Origin of the sequence: Saccharothrix australiensis, assembly GCF_003634935.1 — a bacterium.
Classification (GTDB): domain Bacteria; phylum Actinomycetota; class Actinomycetes; order Mycobacteriales; family Pseudonocardiaceae; genus Actinosynnema; species Actinosynnema australiense.
The window spans coordinates 6,801,878-6,824,544 of record NZ_RBXO01000001.1; the positions used below are offsets into that span (position 1 = coordinate 6,801,878).

Consider the following 22,667-nt stretch of genomic DNA (forward strand, 5'->3'; position numbering starts at 1 on the left):
GGTTGCGACCCGCCGCGACTAGGACTCCGCCCGCCCGTCCCCATCCGCGCCGGCGCTCGACCCGGCGGCTCCCGCACCCGATCCCACCGCACCCGATCCCACCGCGCCGGCAGCCGACCCGACCACACCGGACCCGGCCGCACCAGCGCCCGCATCCCCGGCCGGCGCGGCGGGCCGCAGGTTCTCCCGCCCCCGCAGGCGCTGCGAGATGACCTGGCTGATGCCGTCACCCCGCATCGACACGCCGTACAACGCGTCCGCGATCTCCATCGTCGGCTTCTGGTGCGTGATGATCAGCAGCTGCGACCGCTCCCGCAACTGCTCGAACAGGCCGATCAGGCGGTGCAGGTTGGTGTCGTCCAGGGCCGCCTCGACCTCGTCCATCACGTAGAACGGCGACGGCCGCGCCCGGAAGATCGCCACCAGCATCGCCACCGCCGCCAGCGACTTCTCGCCACCGGACAGCAGCGACAGCCGCTTGACCTTCTTGCCCGGCGGCCGGGCCTCCAGCTCGATGCCGGTGGTCAGCATGTCGTCGGGCTCGGTCAGCACCAGCCGGCCCTCGCCACCGGGGAACAGGACCTTGAACACGACCTCGAACTCGCGCGCCACGTCCTCGTAGGCCGACGTGAAGACCTCCAGGATCTTGTCGTCGACCTCCTTCACGACGGTCAGCAGGTCGCGCCGCGTGGCCTTGATGTCCTCCAGCTGGTTGGACAGGAACTTGTACCGCTCCTCCAGCGCCGCGAACTCCTCCAGCGCCAGCGGGTTGACCTTGCCCAGCAGCGACAGGTCGCGCTCGGCGCGCTTGGCCCGCCGCGCCTGGGTCTCCCGGTCGTACGGGATCGGCTGCGGCGCGGTGACGGCCTCGCCGCGTTCCTTCGCGGCCTCGTACTCGGCGATCTCGGCGGGCGACGGCGGGATGCGCACGTCGGGCCCGTACTCGGCGACCAGGTCGTCCAGGCCGATGCCGAAGTCCTCGGCGACCTTGGCCTCCAGCTGCTCGATGCGCAGCCGCTGCTCCGCGCGCAGCACCTCGTCCCGGTGCACGGCGTCGGTCAGCTTCTCCAGCTCGACCGACATCTCCCGGACCAGGTTGCGCACCTGGACCAGGTAGGTCTCGCGCTGCGCCTTGCGCTCCTGCGCGACGTCGCGCTCCCGCGCGGCCCGCGCGAGGGACTCGGCGATCCGCTCCAGCGCGACCTCGCCGCCCCGGACGACGGCCTTCGCCACGACGGCGCCGCGAGCACGGGCCGCGTGGGCGCGCTGGGCGCGTTCGCGCGCCTCCCGCTCCGCCCGCGCCGCCCGGCGCAGCCCGTCCGCCTTGCCCTGCAACGCCCGCGCCCGCTCCTCGGCGGTCCGCAGGTGCAGCCGGGCGTCGACCTCGCCCTGGCGCGCGGCGGCCAGCTCGGCGGCGGCCTGGTCGCGCTGCGCGGTGTCCGGCTCGTCCTCCAGCGGCTGCTCCTCGGCGACCAGGAGGCGCTCCTCCAGCTCGCCCAGCTTGAGCAGGTTCTCCTCGCGCGCCGCCTCGACCTTCGCCCGCTGCGCGCGCACGCGCTCGACCTCGGCCTCCGCCGACCGCACGGCCGCCGCGAGCCGGTTGAGCCGTTCCGAGGACCGGGCACGCCGCACCTTGGCCTCGTTGAGCTGCTCCTTCAGGGCGTTGACCTCGGTGCGCCGCGCCTGCTGCTCGGCACGCGCGCCCTCCAGCGCCGCCGCCGACCGCTCCAGCGCCCGTTCGGCGAGCGCGAGCCGCTCGGCCGCCTCGTCCACGGCCGCCTGCACCTCGATCACGCTCTGGCTGCGCCCGGAACCGCCGACCGCCCAGTCCGCGCCGAGGACGTCGCCCTCGCGGGTCACGGCCCGCAGGCCGGGGTCCGCCTCGACCAGCGCCCGCGCGGTGGCCAGGTCGTCCACCACGGCCAACCGGTCCAGGGCCCGGTGCAGGGCGGGGCGCAGCGCCTCGGGCGCCTGCACGAGTCCGACCGCCCACCGCGCGCCGTCCGGCAGGGCGGGCGGCGCGGGCGGCGGCGCGACGGGCGCGGCGTCGCCGATGAGCACCCCCGCCCGGCCGGCGTCCTGCTCCTTCAGCAGCTCCAGGGCGGCCACCGCGTCCTGCCCGGACGCCACGGCCACCGCGTCGGCGACCGGTCCCAGCGCCGCCGCCAGCGCCACCTCGTACCCCGGCTCGACGGTGAGCAGCGCGGCGACGGACCCGAGCAGGCCGGGCAGCCGGGACGCCAGCAGCGCGCCCGCGCCGTCCTTGCGGGTCAGGCCGAGCGAGAGGGCGTCGACCCTGGCCCGCCACGACGCGATGTCCCGCTCGGCGGTCCGCTCGGCCCTGACCAGCTCCTCCACCCGGCCGCGGGCGGCGGCGTCCGCCTCCACCGCGAGCCGGTGCCGCTCGTCGAGCCCGACGTCGTCCTCGTCCTCGGTGCCGGTGACCTCGCGCGCCTCGGCCAGCTCCGCCGCCGCCACCTCGGCGCGCTCCACCGCCTCCGCCAGCGCGACCGACATCCGCTCGATCTCCTCGGCGGTCGCGGACGTCTTCGACCGCAACGCCTCCACCTGCCCGGACAGCCGGGCCAGGCCCTCGCGCCGGTCGGCGATCGCCCGCACGGCCGCGAGGTGCGCCTGCTCCGCCGCCGACACCACGCGCTCCAGCTCGGCCCGCGTCTCCACGGCCTCCGCCAGGCCGACGCGGGCCTCCGTCACGCCGTCCTGGAGTTCCTGCTCCAGCAACGCCGTCTGCTCGGCCTCGGCCTCCAGCTCGTCCGGGTCGCGCCCGCCGCGCGGCGCGTCGACGGCCGCCGACAGGTGCCGTTCGCGTTCCACGGCCAGCCGCACCGTGCCGCGCAGCCGCTCCTCCAGCGCCGACAGCCGGTACCAGGTGTCCTGGGCGCGCTGGAGCTTCGGCGCGTCGGCCGCGACCTGGTCCTCCAGCTCGTTCTGCTGCGCCTGCGCCTGCTGGAGGGCGTGCTCGACCTCGGTGCGCCGGGCGCGGGCCGCCGCCTCGTCCTGCTCCTCGCGGGCCAGCGCCGCGCGCCGCGTCACGAGGTCGTCGGCCAGCAGGCGCATCCGCGCGTCCCGCAGCTCGGACTGCACGACCTGGGCCCGGCGCGCGATCTCGGCCTGCTTGCCCAGCGGTTTGAGCTGGCGGCGCAGCTCGGCGGTGAGGTCGGTGAGGCGGGTCAGGTTCGCCTGCATCGCCTCCAGCTTCCGCAGCGCCTTCTCCTTGCGCTTGCGGTGCTTGAGGACGCCGGCGGCCTCCTCGACGAACGCCCGCCGCTCCTCGGGCTTGGACTCCAGGATCGCGGCGAGCTGGCCCTGGCCGACGATCACGTGCATCTCGCGGCCGATGCCGGAGTCCGACAGCAGCTCCTGGATGTCCATCAGGCGGCACGAGCTGCCGTTGATCTCGTACTCGGTCGCGCCCTCGCGGAACATCCGGCGGGTGATCGACACCTCGGTGTACTCGATCGGCAGCATGCCGTCGGCGTTGTCGATGGTCAGCGTCACCTCGGCGCGCCCGAGCGGCGCGCGACCGGAGGTGCCGGCGAAGATGACGTCCTCCATCTTGCCGCCGCGCAGGTCCTTCGCGCCCTGCGTGCCCATCACCCAGCGGAGCGCGTCGAGCACGTTGGACTTGCCGGACCCGTTCGGGCCGACGACGCACGTGATGCCCGGCTCGAAGCGCAGCGTGGTAGCCGAGGCGAAGGACTTGAAGCCCTTCAGCGTCAGGCTCTTGAGGTGCACCGGGGCAGCCTACCCGTGCGCCACCCGATCCCGTGGCGGACGCGCTGACCTGCCGCGATCACCTCCGACCCGCGCCGAGGGGAGGGCGGTCAGCGCTCCACGAAACCGGTCAGGCCGCCGCGGGCCTCCGACCAGCGTTCCACTACTGAGTCCACCCGACCGGGGGTACGCCCGGAACGCAGCGCGTCCAGCAGCGAACGGCACGCCTCCTCGGTCCCCTCGGCGTTGACCTCGACCCGCCCGTCACGCAGGTTCGACGCGCTGCCGACAAGTCCCAGCTCAAGCGCCCTGGCACGGGTCCACCACCGGAATCCGACGCCCTGCACGTGCCCGCGCACCCAGGCGGTGAGGCGTACCGCCCGCTCTGCTCCAGTCACTCCAACCATCCCGACATTTCACCCGTTAGTGGTACGGTGCGCGACCGTGACTGCACGGCGCGGTAACCGATCCGTCATGGGCGGACTCGTCGGATTGCTCCTCGGAGCCGCCGGTGCGACCGGTGTGGCCTTCGCCGGCCCCGAACAGCTCGCCCCGTTCGTCGCGCCCACCACAGCACAGCGGGCCCACGGCGACAACACGGGCGTCGGCGGTGTCGGCGGGGTCGGGATGCCCGCGGGCTCCCCCGAGCCGACCGCGACCGCGCCCACGACGACCGCGCCGCCCGCCACCACGACCACCGGAACGACCACGACCACCACCACGACCGAGACCACGACGACCACCACGACCGCGGCGCCCACCACGACGACCACGACCACCGCCGCGGAGGTGCCGCCGGCGTCCGGGGCGCAGCGGGTCGTGGACCTCGCGAACGAGGCACGCGCCGCCGCCGGCTGCGCCGCGCTGGCGGTCGACGAGCGGGCCGTGAAGTCCGCCCAGGGCCACAGCGACGACATGGCGGCCCGCGACTACTTCTCGCACGACACGCCGGAGGGCGTGGACTTCGCCGCCCGGATGCGCGCGGCGGGCCACCCCGCCCCGGGCGGCGAGAACATCGCCAAGGGCCAGCGCACGCCCGAGGCGGTCATGAAGGCGTGGATGAACTCCGACGGCCACCGCCGCAACATCCTGAACTGCGAGTTCACCACGATCGGCGTGGGCCTGGCCACCGACGGCTGGTACTGGACCCAGAACTTCGGCTGGTAGCCGTGGACGACACCACGGCCCCGCCGCTCCATCGACACCACGGCCGAGCCGTGCATCCGACAGGGGAGATCGCGTTGACCGAGGGGCTGTACGAGGCGCCGGAACCCGACCGCCGCCGCCCGCGCGTGTCGCCGAACATCCTGCTGGCCGCCTCCGGCGTGGTGGTGGCGACGATCTTCGCGTCCATCGCCTCGATCGCGGCCGGGTCGCAGCACGCCGCGCCCGCCAAGCCGATCCCGCGCGAGGACGTCGTGTCGCGCAACTCGCTGACCACCGCGCCGAGCACCACGACGGCGTCGGTGGCGGTCACCACGACCGCCGAGACGACGACGTCGACCGGCGGGACCACCACCACGACGACCACCACCACGCCCAAGCGGACCCGCGTGACGACGGTGACCCGCGCCGACGGCACCACCACGACCACCACCGTCGAGGAGCCCCAGCAGCCCCAGCCACCCCAGCCGCCGAACCCGACCCCCACCGTCGCGCCCACGTCCACGGACGACCCGCCGACCAAGCCGACGACGACCTCGGACACCTCGACTCCGACCACCACGACACCCCCGACCGGCGCCTCCTCCTCGTCGACCGGCTGAGGCCAAACGACCACCTCACGCGGGGGTGACGGACCACCACACGAAGGGGTGGAGGGCCGGGCCAACGATGAGGAGGCCGCCGTGCGCCGCCGATAACCCGGACACCCGACCATCCGTCCGGGTTGCCCACAGGGAGGTGGCGTGCCAGAGGAAGCCCAGCAGAAGTCGCCGAAGAGGAAGAGGAAGGTCCCGACGGTGGCGCTGCTCGCCGGCGGTGGCGCGGTCGTCGCCACGGTGGTGGCCGCGCTCGCGTCGGTGCTGGTCGGCGGCGACGACGCCCCCGCGCCGGAGGCGGTGCCGCCACCGCCTCAGGTCGAGGTCCAGGCGTCGGTCAGCACGTCGGTCCGGGTGGCGGACGGCCGGACGTCCACGGTGGTGATCACGGTGTCGACGCGCCCCTCGCCGTCGAATGCCGCCGATGCCGTCGCGCCGAGGGCCGAGGAGCCGCCGGCCGCCGCGGTGACCACCACCGCGCCCGCGCAGGCCCGGCAGCCGACGACGACCCAGCCGCAGAGCAACCCGCCGACCTCGTACGGGCCGATCCCCGACCCGCCGTCGTCCTCCACCACCGCGCCGACCACGAGCCCGCCGCCAACCACACCACCCCACGAGGAAGAAGACGACGACGAGGAGCCCTAACCCCCGCCCTTCTCGCCCTCCACTCCCCCATCGCCCCTGCACGCGCCTCGCGAGGCCGCGTCGGGTTGTCGCGCCTGATTTCCCGCCGATCACGCCCTTCGATCGGCGGGAAATCAGGCGCGACGGCCCGACAAAATGGCGGCCGAGCCGCCGCGACGAAGTCGCGGCAATCCAACACAGCCCACCTACCACACGTCCCCGCCGCGCCAGTCGCACGCCAGCGGGCCGCTGAGGTCCACGTCGGCCGTCACCGGCAGCACGAAGACGCCGCCGTCGTCCTCCTCGGTGCGCTCCGGGCCGCCGGGCGCCAGCACCGAGGTCGGCCCGAGCCACCGCCGCCACCCGCGCGCCGCGTAGAAGTCCACCGCGTCCTCCGCCGCACCCAACGCACCCAGCTCGTACGCGCCGCGCACCACGTCCTCAAGGGCCGTCATGACGGCCGCGCCGTGCCCGCGCTTGCGGCGGTCCTCCCGCACCGCCACGGCTTCCACGTAGCCCGTGCGCCACGCCCGGCCGCCGTGCACCAACCGGCGCTGCACCACGGAGCCGTGCCCGACGAGTTCGTCGCCGTCCCACACCAGCGCGTGCACGCCGCCCAGCGCGTGCTCCCAGTCCTCGTCGCTGAACTCGCCGTCGAACGCGGCGTCGCACAGCTCGCGCGCCTCCGCGAGCACCGCCGGTTCCACATCGGACGTGTGCGCCGTGATGATCACTGCTGTCCTCCCCCGAGGGTGACCGGTCCTCTGACCGCCACCGCCGACCGCTCGGGACCCGCGGTCGCCCGGCGTGCGCCGGCGCACGGTCCCGTGATGGACAACGACCGGGTCACCCCCGAAGTGCCCGTCGCCACCCCGCGCCGACGCGACGCGGATCACAAAATGATCATGTCACGACGAGCCTCGCCCCCTCGCTCCACTCCTGACGAGAGGACGGGGACATGACTGAGCACACGGGTTCCGCGGGCACCCCACCGCGGATCGTGGTCGTCGGCGCGGGCTACGCGGGACTGGCGGCGGCCAAGCTGGCGGCGAAGTGGACCGACGCACGGGTCACCCTGGTCAACGCCCACGACCGGTTCGTGGAACGGGTGCGGCTGCACCAGCTCGCCGCCGGGCAGCGGCTGCGCGACCTGCCGCTCGCCGACCTGCTGCGCGGCACCGGCGTCGACCTGGTGGTGGACCGCGTCACGGCGATCGACCCCTCGACCCGCGAGGTCCGGCTGACGCGCGGCGCGCTGACCTACGACCGGTTGATCTACGCGCTGGGCAGCCACGCGGACCTGGACTCCACGCCGGGTGCCCGCGAGCACGCCCGCACCATCGCCACCAGGGAGGACGCCGAGCGGCTGCGCGCGGACCTCGCGCACGCCCGGACGGTGGCGGTCGTCGGCGGCGGCCTGACGGGGATGGAGGCCGCCGCCGAACTGGCCGAGTGCCACCCCGGCCTCGGAGTAACGCTGATCACCAGCGGCGTGCTCGGCGACGCGCTGTCCGACCGGGCTCGCCGCCACGTGCGCGACGCCTTCGACCGGCTCGGCGTCGAGGTCCGCGAGCGGACCCGCGTCACCTCGGTCCACGCCGGGGGCGTGACGCCGGCCGACGGCGCGTCGATCACCGCCGACACCGTCGTGTGGACGGCGGGGTTCCGCGTGCCCGACCTGGCGCGGGAAGCCGGGTTCGCCGTCGACGACCGCGGCCGGATGGTCGTGGACGACACCCTCCGCTCGGTGTCGCACCCGGAGGTGGTGGGCATCGGCGACGCCGCCGCGGTCCGCCGCCCCGGCGGCGCGGAGCTGCGCATGGCGTGCGCGACCGGGATGCCCGCCGCGCAGCAGGCCGTGCGGGCGCTCGCGGACCGGTTGCGCGGCCGGCAGCCCGAACCGTTCCGGTTCCGCTACCGCCAGCAGTGCATCAGCCTCGGCCGGGGCGACGGCGTCATCCAGTTCGTCGACCACGACGACCGCCCGAGCGGGGCCGTCCTGACCGGACGCCTCGCCGCCCTGTACAAGGAGTCCGTGGTGCGCTTCACCGTCCTGTTCCAGCACTACCCCACCCTGCCCGCGGGCTGAGCGTCACAGCTCGAACCGGTAGCCCATCCCCGGCTCCGTCACCAGGTGCCGGGGGTGCGACGGCTCGGGCTCCAGCTTGCGCCGGAGCTGGGCCAGGTACACCCGCAGGTAGTGGGTCTCCTTCGCGTACTGCGGGCCCCACACCTCCTGGAGGAGCTGCTTCTGCGCGACCAGCCGGCCGCGGTTGCGGGCCAGGATCTCCAGCAGGCCCCACTCGGTGGGCGTGAGGTGGACCTCCTCGCCCGCGCGGACGACCTTCTTCGCGGCCAGGTCGACGGTGAACGACGCCGTCTCCACCACCGCGTCCTCGCCCTCGACCACCGCCGACCGGCGCACCGCCGCCCGCAGCCGCGCCAGCAGCTCGTCCATGCCGAACGGCTTGGTCACGTAGTCGTCCGCGCCCGCGTCCAGCGCCTCCACCTTGTCCGTCGAGTCGGTGCGGGCGGACAGCACGATGATCGGCACGGACGACCAGCCGCGCAGCCCCGCGATGACCTCCGCGCCGTCGACGTCGGGCAGGCCCAGGTCGAGCACCACGACGTCCGGTTTGCCCTCGGCGGCGACTTTGAGCGCGCCCGTGCCGTCGTGGGCGGTGAGCACCGAATAACCCCGTGCGGAGAGGTTGATCCGCAGCGCGCGCACGATCTGCGGTTCGTCGTCGACCACGAGCACCTTCGTCACGGTGCGACACTACGTCCTGCGTCGCCCGACACGCCGCGCACGACTCCGCTTTCGCGTGTTCCTGATGCGGTCTTTATGCCCTTGACCTCCGCATTTGCGCAGATTTGCCGGGTCAGGAACCGCATCGGTGCGGACCCGATGAGTACATCCGGGTGCGAATGAATCCGTTCGCTGGACATTGGTACTGCGACAGTGCGAATGTCCTGTCCGAATTCGGACAAGCGCTCACGGTCGGTGAGCCACGAGGAGGTCCTCGATGACCACCAGTGTGACCAACCAGGATGCGTTACAGCTCGTGGTCGCCGTGCACCGGCTGATCCGCAGCCTGCGGCAGTCGGGTCCGGTCCGGCGGTTGCAGCCGACGCAGCTCCTCGTCCTCGCCGAGCTGGCCGCACAGGGGCCCATGCGCATCGGCGAGATCGCGGTGCGCGCGCTGTGCTCGCAGCCGACGGCGACCACGGTGGTGACCGGACTGGAATCCGGCGGCCTGGTGCGCCGGGAGGCGGACCCGGCGGACGGCCGCGCCACGATCGTGGAGCTGACCGGCGCCGGCCGCGACACCATCCTGTCGCTCGCGCACGGCGAGGCCGAACTGCTGTCCGAGCGGCTGTCGCGGCTGTCCGAGGAGGAGCGCGACCACGTCCGCTCGGTCACGCCGCTGCTGCGCCGGCTCGCGGAGCCGAAGAAGCGCTGAGCCGCACCGGCCTCACGCCGCGCCGCGCGGCCTGGGCTGGCACCGCGGGCACGAGTAGGACGAGCGGTTCATGAACGGCTCGCGGACGATCGCCGTGCCGCAGCGCCGGCACGGCCGGTGCTGCTGCCCGTAGACGTTCAGCGACCGGTCGAAGTAGCCCGACCGGCCGTTGACGTCGACGTAGAGCGCGTCGAACGACGTGCCGCCCTCGCCCAGCGCCTCGCGCATCACCTCGGTGGCGTGCGCGAGCACCTCGGCCGCCTTCACGCGGGTGAGCTTGGCGGTCGGGCGCAGGCTGTGCAGGCGGCTCCGCCACAGCGCCTCGTCGGCGTAGATGTTGCCCACGCCGGACACCAGCGTCTGGTCCAGCAGCGCCCGCTTCACGTCGGTGCGCCGCCGCCGCATCGCCGCGACGGCCGCGTCCGGGTCGAACGCCGGGTCCATCGGGTCGCGCGCGATGTGCGCCACCGGCAGCGGGAGCGGGGCGCCGTCCACCTCCACGACCTCGGCCAGCGCCAGGCCGCCGAACGTGCGCTGGTCCACGAACCGCAGCTCGGGCCCGCCGTCGGCGAACCGCACCCGGACCCGCAGGTGCTTCTCGTCGGGCGCGCCGGGCGGCTGGACCAGCATCTGGCCGCTCATGCCGAGGTGCGCGAGCAGGGCGTCGCCGTCGGACAGCTCCACCCACAGGTACTTGCCCCGCCGCCGCGCCGCCAGCATCGACCGGCCGGCCAGCCGGGACGCGAAATCCGCCGCACCCGGCAGGTGGCGGCGGATCGCGCGGGCGTGCAGGACCTCGACCTCGGCGACGGTCCGACCGGCGACGTGCTCGTGCAGGCCCCGGCGGACGACCTCGACCTCAGGCAGCTCGGGCACGTGGTCGGGTCAGTCCTCGGTCTCGGTCTCTCCGGTGGCGGCCTCCAGCTCCTCCAGGAGCTCGTAGGCGGCGGCCTGCGGCTTGGTGGGCTTGAGCATCCAGCCACCGGCCTGCGTGGTGTCGCGGACCAGGACGAGGCCCTGGATGCCGCCGTTGCGGGAGGCGTTCAGCGGTCGGGAGCGGCGGTGGTCGCGCACGCGCCGGTTCGTGCGGACGTTCGTGGCATACATCGGCGTCAGTCTTCCTCGCTGGGTGAAGTCTGCGGTGGAGCCTGGTCGTCCGCGTGGCCGTTCCCGGACGCGGCGGCCTCCTGCTCGGCGCGAACGCGTTCGGACAGCACGCGGTAGGCGGCCTCGGCCGCCTTCTGCTCGGCTTCCTTCTTCGTACGGCCATCGCCGGCGCCGTAGGACCGACCACCGACGAGCACCGTCGCGGTGAACTCCTTGCGGTGGTCCGGCCCCTGGTCGTCCACCCGGTACTCGGGCACGCCCAGGCCCGCCGATGCGGTGAGCTCCTGCAAACTGGTCTTCCAGTCCAACCCCGCACCGCGCAGCGGCGCCTCCGCCAACAGCGGGTCGAAGAGGTGGTGGACCAGTCGACGCGCGGTCTCGATCCCGAACTGGAGGTAAGCCGCGCCGATGACGGCCTCCAAGCCGTCCGCGAGGATGCTCGCCTTGTCCCTGCCGCCGGTCAGCTCCTCGCCGCGACCGAGCAGCAGGTGCCCGCCCAGACCGTCCTCGCCCAGCCCCCTGGCCACACCCGCCAGCGCGTGCATGTTGACCACGCTGGCACGGAGTTTCGCGAGCTGCCCCTCGGGCAGGTCGGGATGGGTGCGGTACAGGTGGTCGGTGACGACGAGGCCGAGCACCGCGTCGCCGAGGAACTCCAGTCGCTCGTTCGGCGGCAGGCCGCCGTTCTCGTACGCGTACGACCGGTGCGTCAGCGCGAGCGTCAGCAGCTCGGCGTCCAACGGGACGCCGAGCGCTTCGAGCAGCGGGGCGCGGTCGGCGGACCGACCGCGCGACGACCTACCCCCCACTGGTGCCGCTTCCTTAGCCTTCGGAGGGTCAGGCCGGCTGGACGACCTGGCGGCCGTCGTACTGGCCACAAGTCGGGCAGGCGACGTGCTGCGGCTTCGGCTGGCGGCAGGCCCGGTTCGAGCAGGCCACCAGGTGCACGGCAGCGGTCTTCCACTGAGCGCGGCGCGAGCGCGTGTTCGAGCGCGACATCTTCCGCTTCGGGACGGCCACGACTAGTTCTCCTCTGGATTGTCACGATTCCCGCCGAACCGCTCCTGGAGAGCGGCCCAACGGGGGTCAATCGTCTCATGCCCGTGGTCGGGCCCGAGCTCGGCCAGCTTGCCACCGCAGTCGACGCACAGCCCGAGGCAGTCCGGCGAGCACAGCGGCACCTGCGGCAGCGCGAGCACGATGGCGTCGCGCACCACAGGTTCGAGGTCGACCAGGTCGTCGTGGAGCCGACTGACCTCGTCCTCCTCGGTGGTCTCGTCGGTGGTGCTGTCCGGGTACGCGTACAGCTCCGTCAGCTCCACCTCGACCTCGGACGACAGCGGTTCCAGGCAGCGCGAGCACTCCCCTTCGACCGTCGTCCGGGCCGTGCCGGTCACGAGCACGCCCTCGACCACCGATTCGAGCAGCAGGTCGAGCTCGATGTTCCCACCCGGCGGCACCGCGATCACGCCGAGCAGGCCGACGCCCTCGGCCGGCACCGAGCGGGTGACGGCGCGGCTGGCGCCCGCGCGACGCCCGAGGTCCCTGGTGTCGATGACCCAGGGCCCGGTCGCTGTGGGACGCGTGGACGCGTGACGATGCTCAGACATGATGTTCGGTGTTTGCCGACGGGCGCCTTGCCACGGCCAGCCGGTCAAGGGTACGGGACAACGGGCGTCGACGTGAAATCGGCAGGTCGAACGTCGTCCGGTCGGGTGTGGACAGGGGTGCCGGGAGGTCAGGAACGGGCGTTCGCCTCGTGGTAGTCGAACGGCGCCGCGGCGCTCGCCACGGCCGGGCCGCGCAGGTGCGAGCGGCCCTTGCCGACGGAGCGCAGGGTGTGGGCGAGCAGGTCCTCGAAGTCGGCCAGCTTGCCGTCGACGTAGGCGTCGCACTCGCTGCGCAGCCTCGTCGCCTCGGACCGCGCGGCCTCCAGCACACGGGCGGCCTCGGCGTGCGCGGCCCGCACGACCTCGGTCTGGTCGACCAGCCGGGTCTGCTCGGCACGGCCCTCCTCGATCGCCCGCTCGTAGTTCGCGCGGCCCGCCTGCACCATGCGGTCGGCCTCGGCGTGGGCGCGGCCGACCAGGTCCTCGTACTCCTGGCGACCGGCCGCGATGGTGCGCTCGGCCTGGTCCTCCGCCTCGGCGACCGCCCGCTCGGCGCGGGCACGGGCCTCGGACAGCATCCGCTCGGCCTCGTGCTGCGCCTCGGCCACCATCCGCTCGGCCTCGGCCCGCGCCTTGCTCGTGGTCGCCTCCAGCTCGTGCTGGGCCTTGCCGACCAGCTCGTCGCGGTGGTCCAGCACGTCCTGCGCGTCGTCCAGCTCCGCCGGGATGGCGTCGCGCACGTCGTCGAGGAGTTCGAGCACGTCACCGCGCGGCACGACGCACCCGGAGGTCATCGGCACGCCACGCGCTTCCTCGACGATCGTGACCAGCTCGTCGAGGGCCTCGAACACCCGGTACACGGCACACTCCCCACGCCCACACAGCGGTACCCGTCCTAGTGTGCCCTGCCGGTCACCCCGCCGTGGGGAGATCGGTAGGGCGTGTCCCACCCCTCAGCGCGAGATGTCGACCAGCACGAAGCTCGCGTAGTGGTCGGCCGTGTAGAAGTACGACTTCGGCGACGAGTTGCCCGTCACGATCCGCCGCGCGCCGCGGGTGGAGCTGCCGGGCGTCTTGACCGTGTACTCCCGGTAGTACCCGGACGAGCACGCCGGGAGGATGCGCTCCCGGTTCCGGAAGGTCTGGTCGTCCTGCGGGTACGGGTACGGCCCGCCGCGCTGGACGAGGCGCACGGTGTCGGTGGCCTGGGACGGCAGGGCGGACAGGGCGACCCGGCGGAAGGCCGACGTGTCGCCGCAGGCGGCCTGGGGGGTGGTGGCCTCCGCGGTCGCCGGCGCGGCGACCCCGAGGGACCCGACGAGAACGAGGAGCAGGGAGAGCAGCGCCGTGGCGGCGCGCGTGGTGATCTCGCTCATGTCACACCAGGCTAGTCACCCCGAGTGAGCATACCGCCACGACGAGGTGAACCGGTCGTGACCGATCAGCGGCGTTCCGCGAGGCGGTGCGTCAACCGCGCCATGATCGACGGCGGCAGCAGCGTCGAGACGTCGCCGCCGTAGGTCGCCACGTCCTTGACCAGGGAGCTGGCCAGGAAGCTGTAGATCGGGTTGGTCGGCATGAACAGCGTCTCGACCCCGGTGAGCTGGTGGTTCATCTGCGCCATCTGCAGCTCGTAGTCGTAGTCGCTGACCGCGCGCAGCCCCTTCACGATGGCCTGGATGTCGTTCTCGCGGCAGTAGTCGACCAGCAGGCCGTGCCACGAGTCGACCCGCACGTTCGGCCACTGCGCCGTCACCTCGCGGAGCATCTCCGTCCGCTCCTCGACCGAGAACAGGGTCTTCTTGTTCTTGTTGATGAGCACGGCGACGACGACCTCGTCGAAGAGCTTCGCCGCTCTGCCGATGATGTCCAGGTGTCCGTTGGTCGCCGGGTCGTAGGAGCCGGGGCACACGGCACGCGTCATGGTTTCGGACGGTAGCACCCGATCGGATGCGTCCACTCTGGTGCGTGGTCCGCATCACCCGTAGGGGTCACGTGCTCGGCCCAGTACAGGGCCGTGTCGCCGTATCGCTTGCTGCGCAAGGATTCCAAGGGACTGGGCCAGATCGGCTCAGCGCTGCGCGCGGCGCGTTCGACGATGACCACCGTGCCGTCGGCGGTCCACCCGTTGGCCACCAGCGCGGTGAGGACGCGGTGCAGCTCGTCGTCGCCCACGGCGTACGGGGGGTCGGCGAACACCACGTCGCAGGGCTGCTCGGCGGGCGCGGCGACGACGGCGTCCGCGGTGCGGGCGATGACTGTCGCGCCGGGCAGGGCGAGCGCCTTGGCGTTGGCCTTCAGCACTTCGGCAGCCCGCTTGTCCGACTCGACGAACACGGCGTGCGCCGCGCCTCGCGACAACGCCTCGAAGCCGAGCGCCCCGGAACCCGCGTACAGGTCGAGCACGCGGGCGCCGTCGAGCTCCACGAGGGCTTCGAGCGAGCTGAACAGCGCTTCCCGCACCCGGTCGGACGTGGGGCGGGTGCCGCGCGGCGGCACTTGCAGGCGACGGCCCCCGGCGACGCCCGCGACGATCCTGGTCACGGCTCCATCGTCGCAGGCGCGCCGACGCCGGGACGAACGCCCGGCACGCGGCCCCCCTCGACGGCGGGAGACGGTCCGACGCGGTCGCGCCGGAGCCCGACCCCACCCGGCTCGGCCCTGCCCGCCCGCGCCTGCCCGCCCGCGCCTGCCTGCTCTCCCGGCCCGACCCGGCCACCCGACCCGGACCGCCCGGCCCGGTCGACCCGGCCCGACCCGCGGCCACTACCCGGTTCGGCAGGCCGAAGGTCGCAGACCCGGCGTCACGACCGCGGAACAGCCCGCACCGCGCGACACCCTGCCCGGTGCTCACCGCCCGCAGGACGCCCCGCGACCGGTCCCACCGGACCTTCTCGACGCGTGAGGACGCCCACAGCCGCCGCACGTCCACTGTGGACCAGGCGACCACCGGCCTCAGGCCAGCGCCTGCCACCACCCGTCGACCGCGGGCGGGTCCTCCACGTCGATCCGTTCACCCGGACGCGGCACCGCGAGTGGGATTTCCCACGCCTTGGCCTCCCGCCACACCCGGTCGACCGGTTCGGCCCAGTCGTGGAACGCCAGGTTGAACGTCGCCCAGTGCACCGGGATCAGCAGGCCGCCGCGCACGTCCCGGTGGGCCGCCACCCCCTCCTCCGGCGTCATGTGGATGTCCGGCCACCCCGGCCCGTACGCGCCGATCTGGATCAACGACGCGTCGAACGGCCCGTACTCCGCCCCGATCCGCTCGTACCCGTCGAAGTACCCGGTGTCACCGCTGTAGTAGACGCGGTGCCGAGGCCCCAGGATCACCCACGACGCCCACAGCGTGTTGTCCCGCTGGAAGCCGCGCCCGGAGAAGTGCTGCGCCGGCGACGCGACCAACCGCACGCCGGCCACCTCGTGCGACTCGTCCCAGTCGAGTTCCACGATCCGGTCCTCGGGCACCTTCCACCGCCGCAGGTGCGCCCCGATGCCCAGCGGCACCACGAACACCGCCTCGCCGGACGCCACCAGCGCCCGCACCGTGGGCAGGTCCAGGTGGTCGTAGTGGTCGTGGGAGATGACCACCGCGTCGACCTGGCCGACCTCGCTCAGCTCGTGCGGCACCGGGTGCATCCGCTTCGGCCCGATCAGCCGGGACGGCGAGCACCGGTCGCTCCACACCGGATCGATCAGGACGCGCGCGCCGTCGATCTCGACCAGGCTGGACGCGTGGCCGTACCACGTGACGTGCAGCCCCTCGGCCGACCCGCCCGGACTGGGCGGCACCAGCGGCACCTCGCCCACCGGGTGCCGCTGCTGGCCACCGAAGAACAGCTCCCGCGCGGTGTCGCCCGCTCCGTCGGACGGCACGGCGCGGGTGCGCGCCCGGTTGCGGAACCTGCCGTCGCGGAACTGCGGGGAACGCCGCACGCGCTCCCCGCCGGGCGTGCCGCCCAACGCGACGGGCACGTCGCGCAACGCCCACGCGAGCGCACCCGCCGCCACGCCAAGCAGCGCTGCGGTGACCTTCTTCATGGCTCCTCCAACGGCCGGCTCGACCTTCGGGTTCCCACGAAACCGGAGATCAACCGGTGGAGTGACGTCCGGCGCTGTCGCGGCCCGTCGTCGGGCACCAGCCGTCATCGCCGGTCACAAGAAGTCATGACCGCATTCCCCGTCACCGGGCCACCCCGCCCGGCGACGACGTGATCGGGCCGGGCGTCCGCTGTGGACGCCCGGCCCGATCACGACGCCCGAGGGCTACCCCAGGACGACCAGCAGGTCACCGCCTTCCACCTGCTGCACGCCCCGCACCGCGAGCCGCTTCACGCGCCCAGCCCTGGGCGCGGTGATCGCGGCCTCCATCTTCATCGCCTCGATGGTCGCGATCGTCTGGCCCGCCTCGACCTCGTCGCCCTCGTCGACCGACGGCGTGACCACACCCGCGAACGGCGCGGCCACCTGGTCGGGGTTGTTCCGGTCGGCCTTCTCCGCCGCGGGCACCTCGGCCGCGATCGACCGGTCCCGCACCTGGATCGGGCGGAGCTGCCCGTTCAGGGTCGCCATCACGGTGCGCATGCCGCGTTCGTCGGCCTCGCCGATCGCCTCCAGGCCGATCAGCAGCCGCACGCCCGGCTCCAGGTCGACCGAGTACTCCTCGCCCGGTCGCAGGCCGTAGAAGAAGTCCTTGCTGCGCAGCACGCTCGTGTCGCCGTACGCGTCGCGGTGCGCCAGGAACTCCTTGGTCGGCCCGGGGAACAGCAGCCGGTTCAGCGTGGCGCGGCGGTCGTTCGCCAAGCCCGCGCGGTCCTCGTCGGTCAGCTCCGCCACGCCCCTGGGCGCCGCGCGCCCCTGGAGCGCCTTGCTGCGGAACGGCTCCGGCCAGCCGCCGGGCGGGTCGCCCAGCTCGCCGGACAGGAAGCCGACCACCGACGCGGGGATGTCGAACTTGTTCGGCTCCGCCTCGAAGTCCTGCGGCGACACGCCCGCGCCCACCAGGTGCAGCGCCAGGTCGCCCACGACCTTCGACGACGGCGTCACCTTGACCAGGCGGCCCAGCATCCGGTCCGCCGCCGCGTACATGGCCTCGATCTCCTCGAACTTCTGGCCGAGGCCGAGCGCGACCGCCTGCGTGCGCAGGTTGGAGAGCTGCCCACCGGGGATCTCGTGGTGGTACACGCGGCCCGTCGGTCCGGGGATGCCGGACTCGAACGGCGCGTACACCTTGCGCACGGCCTCCCAGTACGGCTCCAGGTCGCACACCGCCTGGAGGTCGAGGCCGGTCGCGTGCTCGGTGTAGTCGGTGGCCGCCACGATCGCCGACAGCGGCGGCTGGGACGTGGTGCCCGCCATCGATGCCGCCGCCCCGTCCACCGCGTCCACCCCGGACTGGATGGCCGCCAGGTAGGTCGCCAGCTGACCGCCCGCCGTGTCGTGCGTGTGCAGGTGCACGGGGAGGTCGAACTCCTTGCGCAACGCCGTGACGAGCCGCGCGGCGGCCGGCGGCCGGAGCAGGCCCGCCATGTCCTTGACGGCCAGCACGTGCGCGCCCGCGCCGACGATCTGCTCGGCCAGCTTGAGGTAGTAGTCGAGCGTGTACAGGCGCTCGTCCGGGTTGGACAGGTCCGCCGTGTAGCACAGCGCCACCTCGGCGACGGCCGTGCCGGTCTCGCGCACCGCCTCGATCGCCGGGCGCATCTGCTCGACGTCGTTCAACGCGTCGAAGATGCGGAAGATGTCGATGCCGGTCTTCGTCGCCTCTTCGACGAACGCGGTGGTCACGGCCTCGGGGTAGGGCGTGTACCCCACGGTGTTGCGACCGCGCAGGAGCATCTGGAGGGTGATGTTCGGCACGGCTTCCCGCAGCGCCGCGAGGCGTTCCCACGGGTCCTCGGCCAGGAAGCGCAGCGCCACGTCGTACGTCGCGCCGCCCCACGCCTCCAAGGACAGCAACTGGGGCGTCATACGTGCCACGTGCGGCGCCACCGCGAGCAGGTCCTTGGTGCGCACACGGGTCGCCAAGAGCGACTGGTGCGCGTCGCGGAACGTCGTGTCGGTGACCGCGAGCGCCTTCGACTCGCGCAGCCAGCGGGCGAAGCCCTCCGGGCCCAGCTCGGTGAGCTTCTGCTTCGACCCGGCCGGCGGCTCGGTGGCCGTGTCGATCGCGGGCAGCTTGTCCTTGGGGTCGACCGCGGACGGGCGGGGTCCGTTCGGCCGGTTCACCGTCACGTCCGCGAGGTAGGTCAGCATGCGCGTGCCGCGGTCGGCGGAGTGCCGCGCGGTCAGCAGGTGCGGGCGCTTCTCGATGAACGACGTGGTGACGCGGCCCTCGTAGAAGTCCTCGTCGTCCAGGACCGCCTGGAGGAACGGGATGTTCGTGGAGACGCCCCGGATGCGGAACTCGGCGACCGCGCGGCGGGCGCGTGCCACGGCGGCGGCGAACGTCCGGCCGCGGCAGGTGAGCTTCACCAGCATCGAGTCGAAGTGCGCGCCGATCGCGGTGCCCGCGCCGGTCGTGCCGCCGTCCAGGCGGATGCCCGAGCCGCCCGGCGAGCGGTAGGCGCTGATCATGCCGGTGTCCGGGCGGAACCCGTTGGCGGGGTCCTCGGTGGTGATGCGGCACTGGAGGGCCGCGCCGCGCAGCCGCACGGCGTCCTGGCTGAGCCCCAGGTCCGCGAGGGACTCGCCGGACGCGATGCGCATCTGCGACTGCACCAGGTCGACGTCGGTGACCTCTTCGGTGACCGTGTGCTCCACCTGGATGCGGGGGTTCATCTCGATGAACACGTAGTTGCCGCGCGGGTCGAGCAGGAACTCGACGGTGCCCGCGTTGCGGTAGCCGATGTGCCGCGCGAACCGCACGGCGTCGGCGCAGATGCGCTCCCGCACCGCGGGGTCGAGGTTCGGCGCGGGCGCGATCTCGATGACCTTCTGGTGGCGGCGCTGCACCGAGCAGTCGCGCTCGAACAGGTGCATCACGTGGCCCTCGCCGTCGGCGAGGATCTGCACCTCGATGTGCCGCGGCTCCACGACCGCCTGTTCGAGGAACACCGTGGGGTCGCCGAACGCGGACTCGGCCTCGCGGGACGCGGCCTCCAGGGACTCGCGCAGCGCGGCGGGGTCGTCGACCTTGCGCATGCCGCGCCCGCCGCCGCCCGCGACGGCCTTCACGAACACCGGGAAGTCGATGTCCTCGGCCGCGGCGAGCAGGGCGTCGATGTCGCTCGACGGCTCGCTCGACTTGAGCACGGGCAGGCCGGCCTCGCGGGCCGCCGCGATCGCGCGGGCCTTGTTGCCGGTCAGTTCGAGGACGTCCGCGGGCGGGCCGACGAACGTGATGCCGGCCTGCGCGCACGCCTTCGCCAGTTCGGGGTTCTCCGACAGGAAGCCGTAGCCGGGGTAGACCGCGTCGGCGCCCGCCTTGCGCGCCGCCTTGATGATCTCCTCGACGGACAGGTACGCCCGCACGGGGTGGCCGGGCTCGCCGATCTCGTAGGACTCGTCGGCCTTGAGCCGGTGCAGCGAGTTGCGGTCCTCGTGGGGGAAGACGGCAACCGTGCCGGCGCCCAGCTCGTAGGCAGCGCGAAAAGCCCGGATCGCGATCTCGCCGCGGTTGGCGACAAGAACCTTGCGGAACATTCGGCGTTCCCTCCCAGGTCACTCGGCGGTGAATCAAGGCAAGCTACCGTGCAGATCCCGCTCCTCGGGAGCTGCTTCCCACGTGACGGACGTCATCGTGATCGTTCACCCACGCGGTGGAGCAGCCGCCGACCCGGCGGCACGGCGCGAGGATTGTCCCTTGCCGGACCGCCGTGCGCAGCCTTCTGACGGGGGGCTCACACCACGCGCGGCGGTGCGTCCGGGCGACCACCGCCGCATCACCCGATAGTGATCTTGACCCCTCTCGAACGCACGTTCGACAATGGACCCGCAACGCCCACTGCCGAGACCGACCCGAGCAGCCGAGAGGAGTCCCTATGTCCAGTGGTGTCAGAGCGGTGGTGGCGGCCTCGAACGCCCCGTGGTTCGTCCGCCACCCAGTGCACCGAGCTTCGGGCGCGAGTTCCCGATCAACCACGGCGAGTGGGCGTGCCGCCGCGCCGCCGGCCGGTCAGGGCGTGCCGGTCGAAGGCGCGGCGTCCACCTCCAGTCCGGGATGACAGCAGCCGCGGTGGTACCGCGATCGACGCGATCACGACAGCAGGATGGCGGCAGCGGTGATCCTGGCAGGGGTGATCCTGGCAGCGGTGATCGCGGCGGTGCTGAGACCGCGGCGATGGCGGCTTGAGCAGGGCAGTCACCGTTCGGCAGGTCGACGCCACCGAGGCGGACGCGGCCTCCGGTCCAGGTCCGGCCCGCCCCGGAGCACGGCGCACGGGGTCCCTCCGCGGTCCCGCACGTGGCCCTACTCGTGGTCCTGTAGTCGGGTCGGCGGCCCGGCCCGGTCGCTCGCGTCGGCATCAGCGGGTCCCACCTCCGGTAGTCCAGGTCCGACCGCGGGCCGTCGGAGCCGCCCGGAGCCGCCGGGCCGGTGACACCACGCGTGGTGCCCCACCGGCTCCGTACCCACGGCCGAGGGCCCCGACCTCATTGAGTGGCGAGGGTCACGCGTCAGCCTTGGCACAAAGCACGAGCGGGCAGCGGTCACGCGCGCCGGCCCGGAGCGGGCCGCGACCACCACCCGTAAGCACCAGCCTCCGCAGCGTCGACCGCGCGCCGACAACGGTCAAAAACTCGACTGCGGCGGTCCGGGCGAAAAGCGGCGTTTCTTCACGAATGGGTGGATTCGCGCCCGCCGGGGTGTGCTCACCGTAAGCGAACGATGACCGAGTCGTGACACCGTGCTCGCTGCATCGGGTGACGGACGGTGTCGGGTTCTCGGTAGGGTTGGGCATATGGCCGGGGCTGAAGGGACTGGGCAGCCTGCTGCCCGCACCCACTTCGACGTTGTTCTGCGCGGGTACAACCAGCGGCAGGTCAACGAACGCGTGACACGTCTGGAGTTCGACCTCAAGAACTCCACCAGAGCACGTGACGCCGCCGCCGCCCAGGTCGCGGAGCTGGGCAAGCTCCTCAACAGCACCCGCGCCGAGCTGGACAAGGTGAAGGCGCAGCTGGGCAACCTGGCCAACAGCCCGGTGAACGCGTCGAACGTCACCGAGCGTGTCCGCGTGATGATGTCGCTGGCCGAGGAGGAGATCGCCGACATCCGCAAGGGCGCGATCGACCAGGCCAACGCCACGCGTGCCGAGGCCGAGCGGTTCGCCGCCGAGGGTCGCGCCGCGCACCAGCGCGCGATGGGCGAGCTGGACGAGCGCCGCAAGCAGCTGGAGGCGGCCCACCAGCAGCGGGCGGCCGAGCTGGAGAAGCAGTACCAGGACCGCAGGGCCGAGCTGGAGCGGTCGCACGAGGAGCTGCGGAGCAAGCTGACCGCCGAGCACGAGACGCTGCTGGCCGAGACGCGGGCGGACCGCGAGCGCGTCGTGGCCGAGTACGACGCGAAGAGCCAGGCGCTGGACGCCCGCCGCGTCGAGTTGGACGCGAAGTACAAGGGCTACCACGACGACCTGGACAAGGAGTACGACGAGCTGCGCACGACGCTCCGCAAGGAGCACGAGGTGCACGTCGAGGAGGCCAAGGCCGAGGCCGCCCGGCTGCTCGACGAGGCCCGCGCCGAGGTCGGCAAGCTGCGCGCCGACTCGGAGAAGCAGATCGCCGAACTGGAGTCCGAGGCGCTGGCCAAGGCGGAGAAGGCGGTCGCCGACGCGAACGCCTACGCCGAGAAGACCACCGCGGACGCCAACGCCAACGCCGAGAAGACGGTGACCGAGGCGAACGCGCGGGCCGAGCAGACCATCGCCGAGGCCAACGCGAAGGCCGAGCAGGCGGTCGCCGAGGCCACCGCCAAGGCGGAGCGGACGGTCAAGGACGCGGACGCCCACGCGGACCGCCGCATCACCGACGCCGACCGGAAGATCACCGAGCTGCGCGGCCTGCACAAGTCGCTGTCGGAGCAGTTCATCGCCGCCCAGGCCGCCATGGTCCAGGCGGTGTCCTCGCTGAAGTCGCTGGACGCCGAGGAGTTGCCCCAGTCGGAACAGTCGCGGTCGGAGCAGCCCGCCGCCCTGCCGGAGGCGGAGCAGCCGGCGGCCCTGCCGGCGCCCGAGCAGGCAGTGTCCGAGCAGGCAGCGCCCGCACAAGCAGTGTCCGAGCAGGCGGCGTCCGAGCAGGCGGCGTCCGGACCGGCAGCTCCCGAGCAGGCGGCGTCCGGACCGGCGGCGGCCGAGGAGCAGCCGGTGTCCGAGCAGCCGACCAAGAAGTTGCCGTTCCGCCGCAGCCAGTAGGGCGTCGCGCGGCAGGTC

At 73.1% G+C, this 22,667-nt stretch carries 21 protein-coding genes; 6 read left to right on the forward strand and 15 right to left on the reverse strand.

Annotated features, from left to right (window positions below; genetic code table 11):
• Positions 1 to 18: 18 nt before the first annotated feature.
• Both smc and C8E97_RS28860 read right to left on the reverse strand, forming a co-directional pair.
• Positions 19 to 3,756 (reverse strand): chromosome segregation protein SMC, encoded by a 3,738-nt coding sequence (gene smc / locus C8E97_RS28855; RefSeq protein ID WP_121008533.1) that lies wholly within the window; start codon positions 3,754 to 3,756, stop codon positions 19 to 21.
• Positions 3,757 to 3,845: 89 nt separating this feature from the next.
• On the reverse strand, positions 3,846 to 4,142 hold the full coding sequence (locus tag C8E97_RS28860; protein ID WP_121008534.1) for an acylphosphatase: 297 nt from the start codon (positions 4,140 to 4,142) through the stop codon (positions 3,846 to 3,848).
• 67 nt (positions 4,143 to 4,209) lie between these two features.
• On the opposite strand from C8E97_RS28860, the gene C8E97_RS28865 reads away from it, so the two are divergent.
• From C8E97_RS28865 to C8E97_RS34985, 3 genes are all read left to right on the forward strand, one after another.
• On the forward strand, positions 4,210 to 4,902 hold the full coding sequence (locus C8E97_RS28865) for a CAP domain-containing protein (protein WP_246019248.1): 693 nt from the start codon (positions 4,210 to 4,212) through the stop codon (positions 4,900 to 4,902).
• A gap of 74 nt (positions 4,903 to 4,976) precedes the next feature.
• Positions 4,977 to 5,501 carry a hypothetical protein gene (locus C8E97_RS34980; protein WP_170212020.1) on the forward strand — a complete coding sequence of 175 codons (525 nt, stop codon included), beginning with the start codon at positions 4,977 to 4,979 and terminating at the stop codon, positions 5,499 to 5,501.
• Positions 5,502 to 5,642: 141 nt separating this feature from the next.
• The gene (locus C8E97_RS34985; RefSeq protein WP_170212021.1) at positions 5,643 to 6,140 is read left to right on the forward strand and encodes a hypothetical protein; all 498 of its coding nucleotides are present in this window, start codon (positions 5,643 to 5,645) and stop codon (positions 6,138 to 6,140) included.
• Positions 6,141 to 6,325: 185 nt separating this feature from the next.
• Here the strand turns inward: C8E97_RS34985 and C8E97_RS28880 are convergent, their stop codons facing one another.
• On the reverse strand, positions 6,326 to 6,853 hold the full coding sequence (locus C8E97_RS28880) for a GNAT family N-acetyltransferase (RefSeq protein ID WP_121008537.1): 528 nt from the start codon (positions 6,851 to 6,853) through the stop codon (positions 6,326 to 6,328).
• A 224-nt stretch (positions 6,854 to 7,077) separates the two neighbouring features.
• On the opposite strand from C8E97_RS28880, the gene C8E97_RS28885 reads away from it, so the two are divergent.
• Positions 7,078 to 8,208 (forward strand): NAD(P)/FAD-dependent oxidoreductase, encoded by a 1,131-nt coding sequence (locus C8E97_RS28885; RefSeq protein WP_121008538.1) that lies wholly within the window; start codon positions 7,078 to 7,080, stop codon positions 8,206 to 8,208.
• A gap of 3 nt (positions 8,209 to 8,211) precedes the next feature.
• Here the strand turns inward: C8E97_RS28885 and C8E97_RS28890 are convergent, their stop codons facing one another.
• The gene (locus tag C8E97_RS28890) at positions 8,212 to 8,889 is read right to left on the reverse strand and encodes a response regulator (protein WP_121008539.1); all 678 of its coding nucleotides are present in this window, start codon (positions 8,887 to 8,889) and stop codon (positions 8,212 to 8,214) included.
• Positions 8,890 to 9,145: 256 nt separating this feature from the next.
• On the opposite strand from C8E97_RS28890, the gene C8E97_RS28895 reads away from it, so the two are divergent.
• Positions 9,146 to 9,583, forward strand: coding sequence for a MarR family winged helix-turn-helix transcriptional regulator (locus tag C8E97_RS28895; RefSeq protein ID WP_121008540.1), 438 nt, complete (start codon positions 9,146 to 9,148; stop codon positions 9,581 to 9,583).
• Between the two features lie 12 nt (positions 9,584 to 9,595).
• Here C8E97_RS28895 and mutM read toward each other — a convergent pair whose 3' ends face one another.
• The 11 genes from mutM to C8E97_RS28950 all read right to left on the reverse strand — a co-directional run bounded on the left by mutM (position 9,596) and on the right by C8E97_RS28950 (position 19,944).
• On the reverse strand, positions 9,596 to 10,459 hold the full coding sequence (mutM, locus tag C8E97_RS28900; RefSeq protein ID WP_121008541.1) for a bifunctional DNA-formamidopyrimidine glycosylase/DNA-(apurinic or apyrimidinic site) lyase: 864 nt from the start codon (positions 10,457 to 10,459) through the stop codon (positions 9,596 to 9,598).
• 9 nt (positions 10,460 to 10,468) lie between these two features.
• Positions 10,469 to 10,690, reverse strand: a complete 222-nt coding sequence (locus tag C8E97_RS28905) for a hypothetical protein (protein WP_121008542.1) — start codon at positions 10,688 to 10,690, stop codon at positions 10,469 to 10,471.
• A 5-nt stretch (positions 10,691 to 10,695) separates the two neighbouring features.
• The gene (gene rnc, locus C8E97_RS28910) at positions 10,696 to 11,499 is read right to left on the reverse strand and encodes a ribonuclease III (protein WP_121008543.1); all 804 of its coding nucleotides are present in this window, start codon (positions 11,497 to 11,499) and stop codon (positions 10,696 to 10,698) included.
• 28 nt (positions 11,500 to 11,527) lie between these two features.
• On the reverse strand, positions 11,528 to 11,710 hold the full coding sequence (gene rpmF / locus C8E97_RS28915; protein ID WP_121008544.1) for a 50S ribosomal protein L32: 183 nt from the start codon (positions 11,708 to 11,710) through the stop codon (positions 11,528 to 11,530).
• A 2-nt stretch (positions 11,711 to 11,712) separates the two neighbouring features.
• Positions 11,713 to 12,300 (reverse strand): YceD family protein, encoded by a 588-nt coding sequence (locus C8E97_RS28920; protein WP_121008545.1) that lies wholly within the window; start codon positions 12,298 to 12,300, stop codon positions 11,713 to 11,715.
• 128 nt (positions 12,301 to 12,428) lie between these two features.
• Complete coding sequence (locus tag C8E97_RS28925) at positions 12,429 to 13,160, reverse strand: DivIVA domain-containing protein (RefSeq protein WP_121008546.1); 732 nt, start codon at positions 13,158 to 13,160, stop codon at positions 12,429 to 12,431.
• Between the two features lie 93 nt (positions 13,161 to 13,253).
• Positions 13,254 to 13,676 (reverse strand): guanyl-specific ribonuclease, encoded by a 423-nt coding sequence (locus tag C8E97_RS28930; protein ID WP_121008547.1) that lies wholly within the window; start codon positions 13,674 to 13,676, stop codon positions 13,254 to 13,256.
• Positions 13,677 to 13,741: 65 nt separating this feature from the next.
• On the reverse strand, positions 13,742 to 14,224 hold the full coding sequence (gene coaD, locus C8E97_RS28935) for a pantetheine-phosphate adenylyltransferase (protein ID WP_121008548.1): 483 nt from the start codon (positions 14,222 to 14,224) through the stop codon (positions 13,742 to 13,744).
• Positions 14,221 to 14,844 (reverse strand): 16S rRNA (guanine(966)-N(2))-methyltransferase RsmD, encoded by a 624-nt coding sequence (gene rsmD / locus C8E97_RS28940; RefSeq protein WP_121008550.1) that lies wholly within the window; start codon positions 14,842 to 14,844, stop codon positions 14,221 to 14,223. The genes coaD and rsmD overlap by 4 nt, the downstream gene beginning before the upstream one ends.
• 411 nt (positions 14,845 to 15,255) lie before the next feature.
• Positions 15,256 to 16,341 (reverse strand): MBL fold metallo-hydrolase, encoded by a 1,086-nt coding sequence (locus tag C8E97_RS28945; RefSeq protein ID WP_121008553.1) that lies wholly within the window; start codon positions 16,339 to 16,341, stop codon positions 15,256 to 15,258.
• Positions 16,342 to 16,566: 225 nt separating this feature from the next.
• A complete protein-coding gene (locus C8E97_RS28950) occupies positions 16,567 to 19,944 on the reverse strand; it encodes a pyruvate carboxylase (RefSeq protein WP_121008555.1) in 3,378 nt (1,125 codons plus the stop codon).
• A gap of 1,349 nt (positions 19,945 to 21,293) precedes the next feature.
• On the opposite strand from C8E97_RS28950, the gene C8E97_RS28955 reads away from it, so the two are divergent.
• A complete protein-coding gene (locus C8E97_RS28955) occupies positions 21,294 to 22,649 on the forward strand; it encodes a coiled-coil domain-containing protein (protein WP_246019249.1) in 1,356 nt (451 codons plus the stop codon).
• The last annotated feature ends 18 nt before the right edge of the window (positions 22,650 to 22,667 follow it).

Excerpts from the sequence above, each read along its gene's own strand:
- C8E97_RS28895 (WP_121008540.1), top strand. The coding sequence starts at position 9,146 with ATGACCACCAGTGTGACCAACCAGGATGCGTTACAGCTCGTGGTCGCC.
- C8E97_RS28950 (WP_121008555.1), bottom strand. The coding sequence starts at position 19,944 with ATGTTCCGCAAGGTTCTTGTCGCCAACCGCGGCGAGATCGCGATCCGG.
- C8E97_RS28860 (WP_121008534.1), bottom strand. The coding sequence starts at position 4,142 with ATGGTTGGAGTGACTGGAGCAGAGCGGGCGGTACGCCTCACCGCCTGG.
- coaD (WP_121008548.1), bottom strand. The coding sequence starts at position 14,224 with ATGACGCGTGCCGTGTGCCCCGGCTCCTACGACCCGGCGACCAACGGA.
- C8E97_RS28885 (WP_121008538.1), top strand. The coding sequence starts at position 7,078 with ATGACTGAGCACACGGGTTCCGCGGGCACCCCACCGCGGATCGTGGTC.
- C8E97_RS28920 (WP_121008545.1), bottom strand. The coding sequence starts at position 12,300 with ATGTCTGAGCATCGTCACGCGTCCACGCGTCCCACAGCGACCGGGCCC.
- C8E97_RS28905 (WP_121008542.1), bottom strand. The coding sequence starts at position 10,690 with ATGTATGCCACGAACGTCCGCACGAACCGGCGCGTGCGCGACCACCGC.
- C8E97_RS28945 (WP_121008553.1), bottom strand. The coding sequence starts at position 16,341 with ATGAAGAAGGTCACCGCAGCGCTGCTTGGCGTGGCGGCGGGTGCGCTC.
- C8E97_RS28930 (WP_121008547.1), bottom strand. The coding sequence starts at position 13,676 with ATGAGCGAGATCACCACGCGCGCCGCCACGGCGCTGCTCTCCCTGCTC.
- C8E97_RS28865 (WP_246019248.1), top strand. The coding sequence starts at position 4,210 with ATGGGCGGACTCGTCGGATTGCTCCTCGGAGCCGCCGGTGCGACCGGT.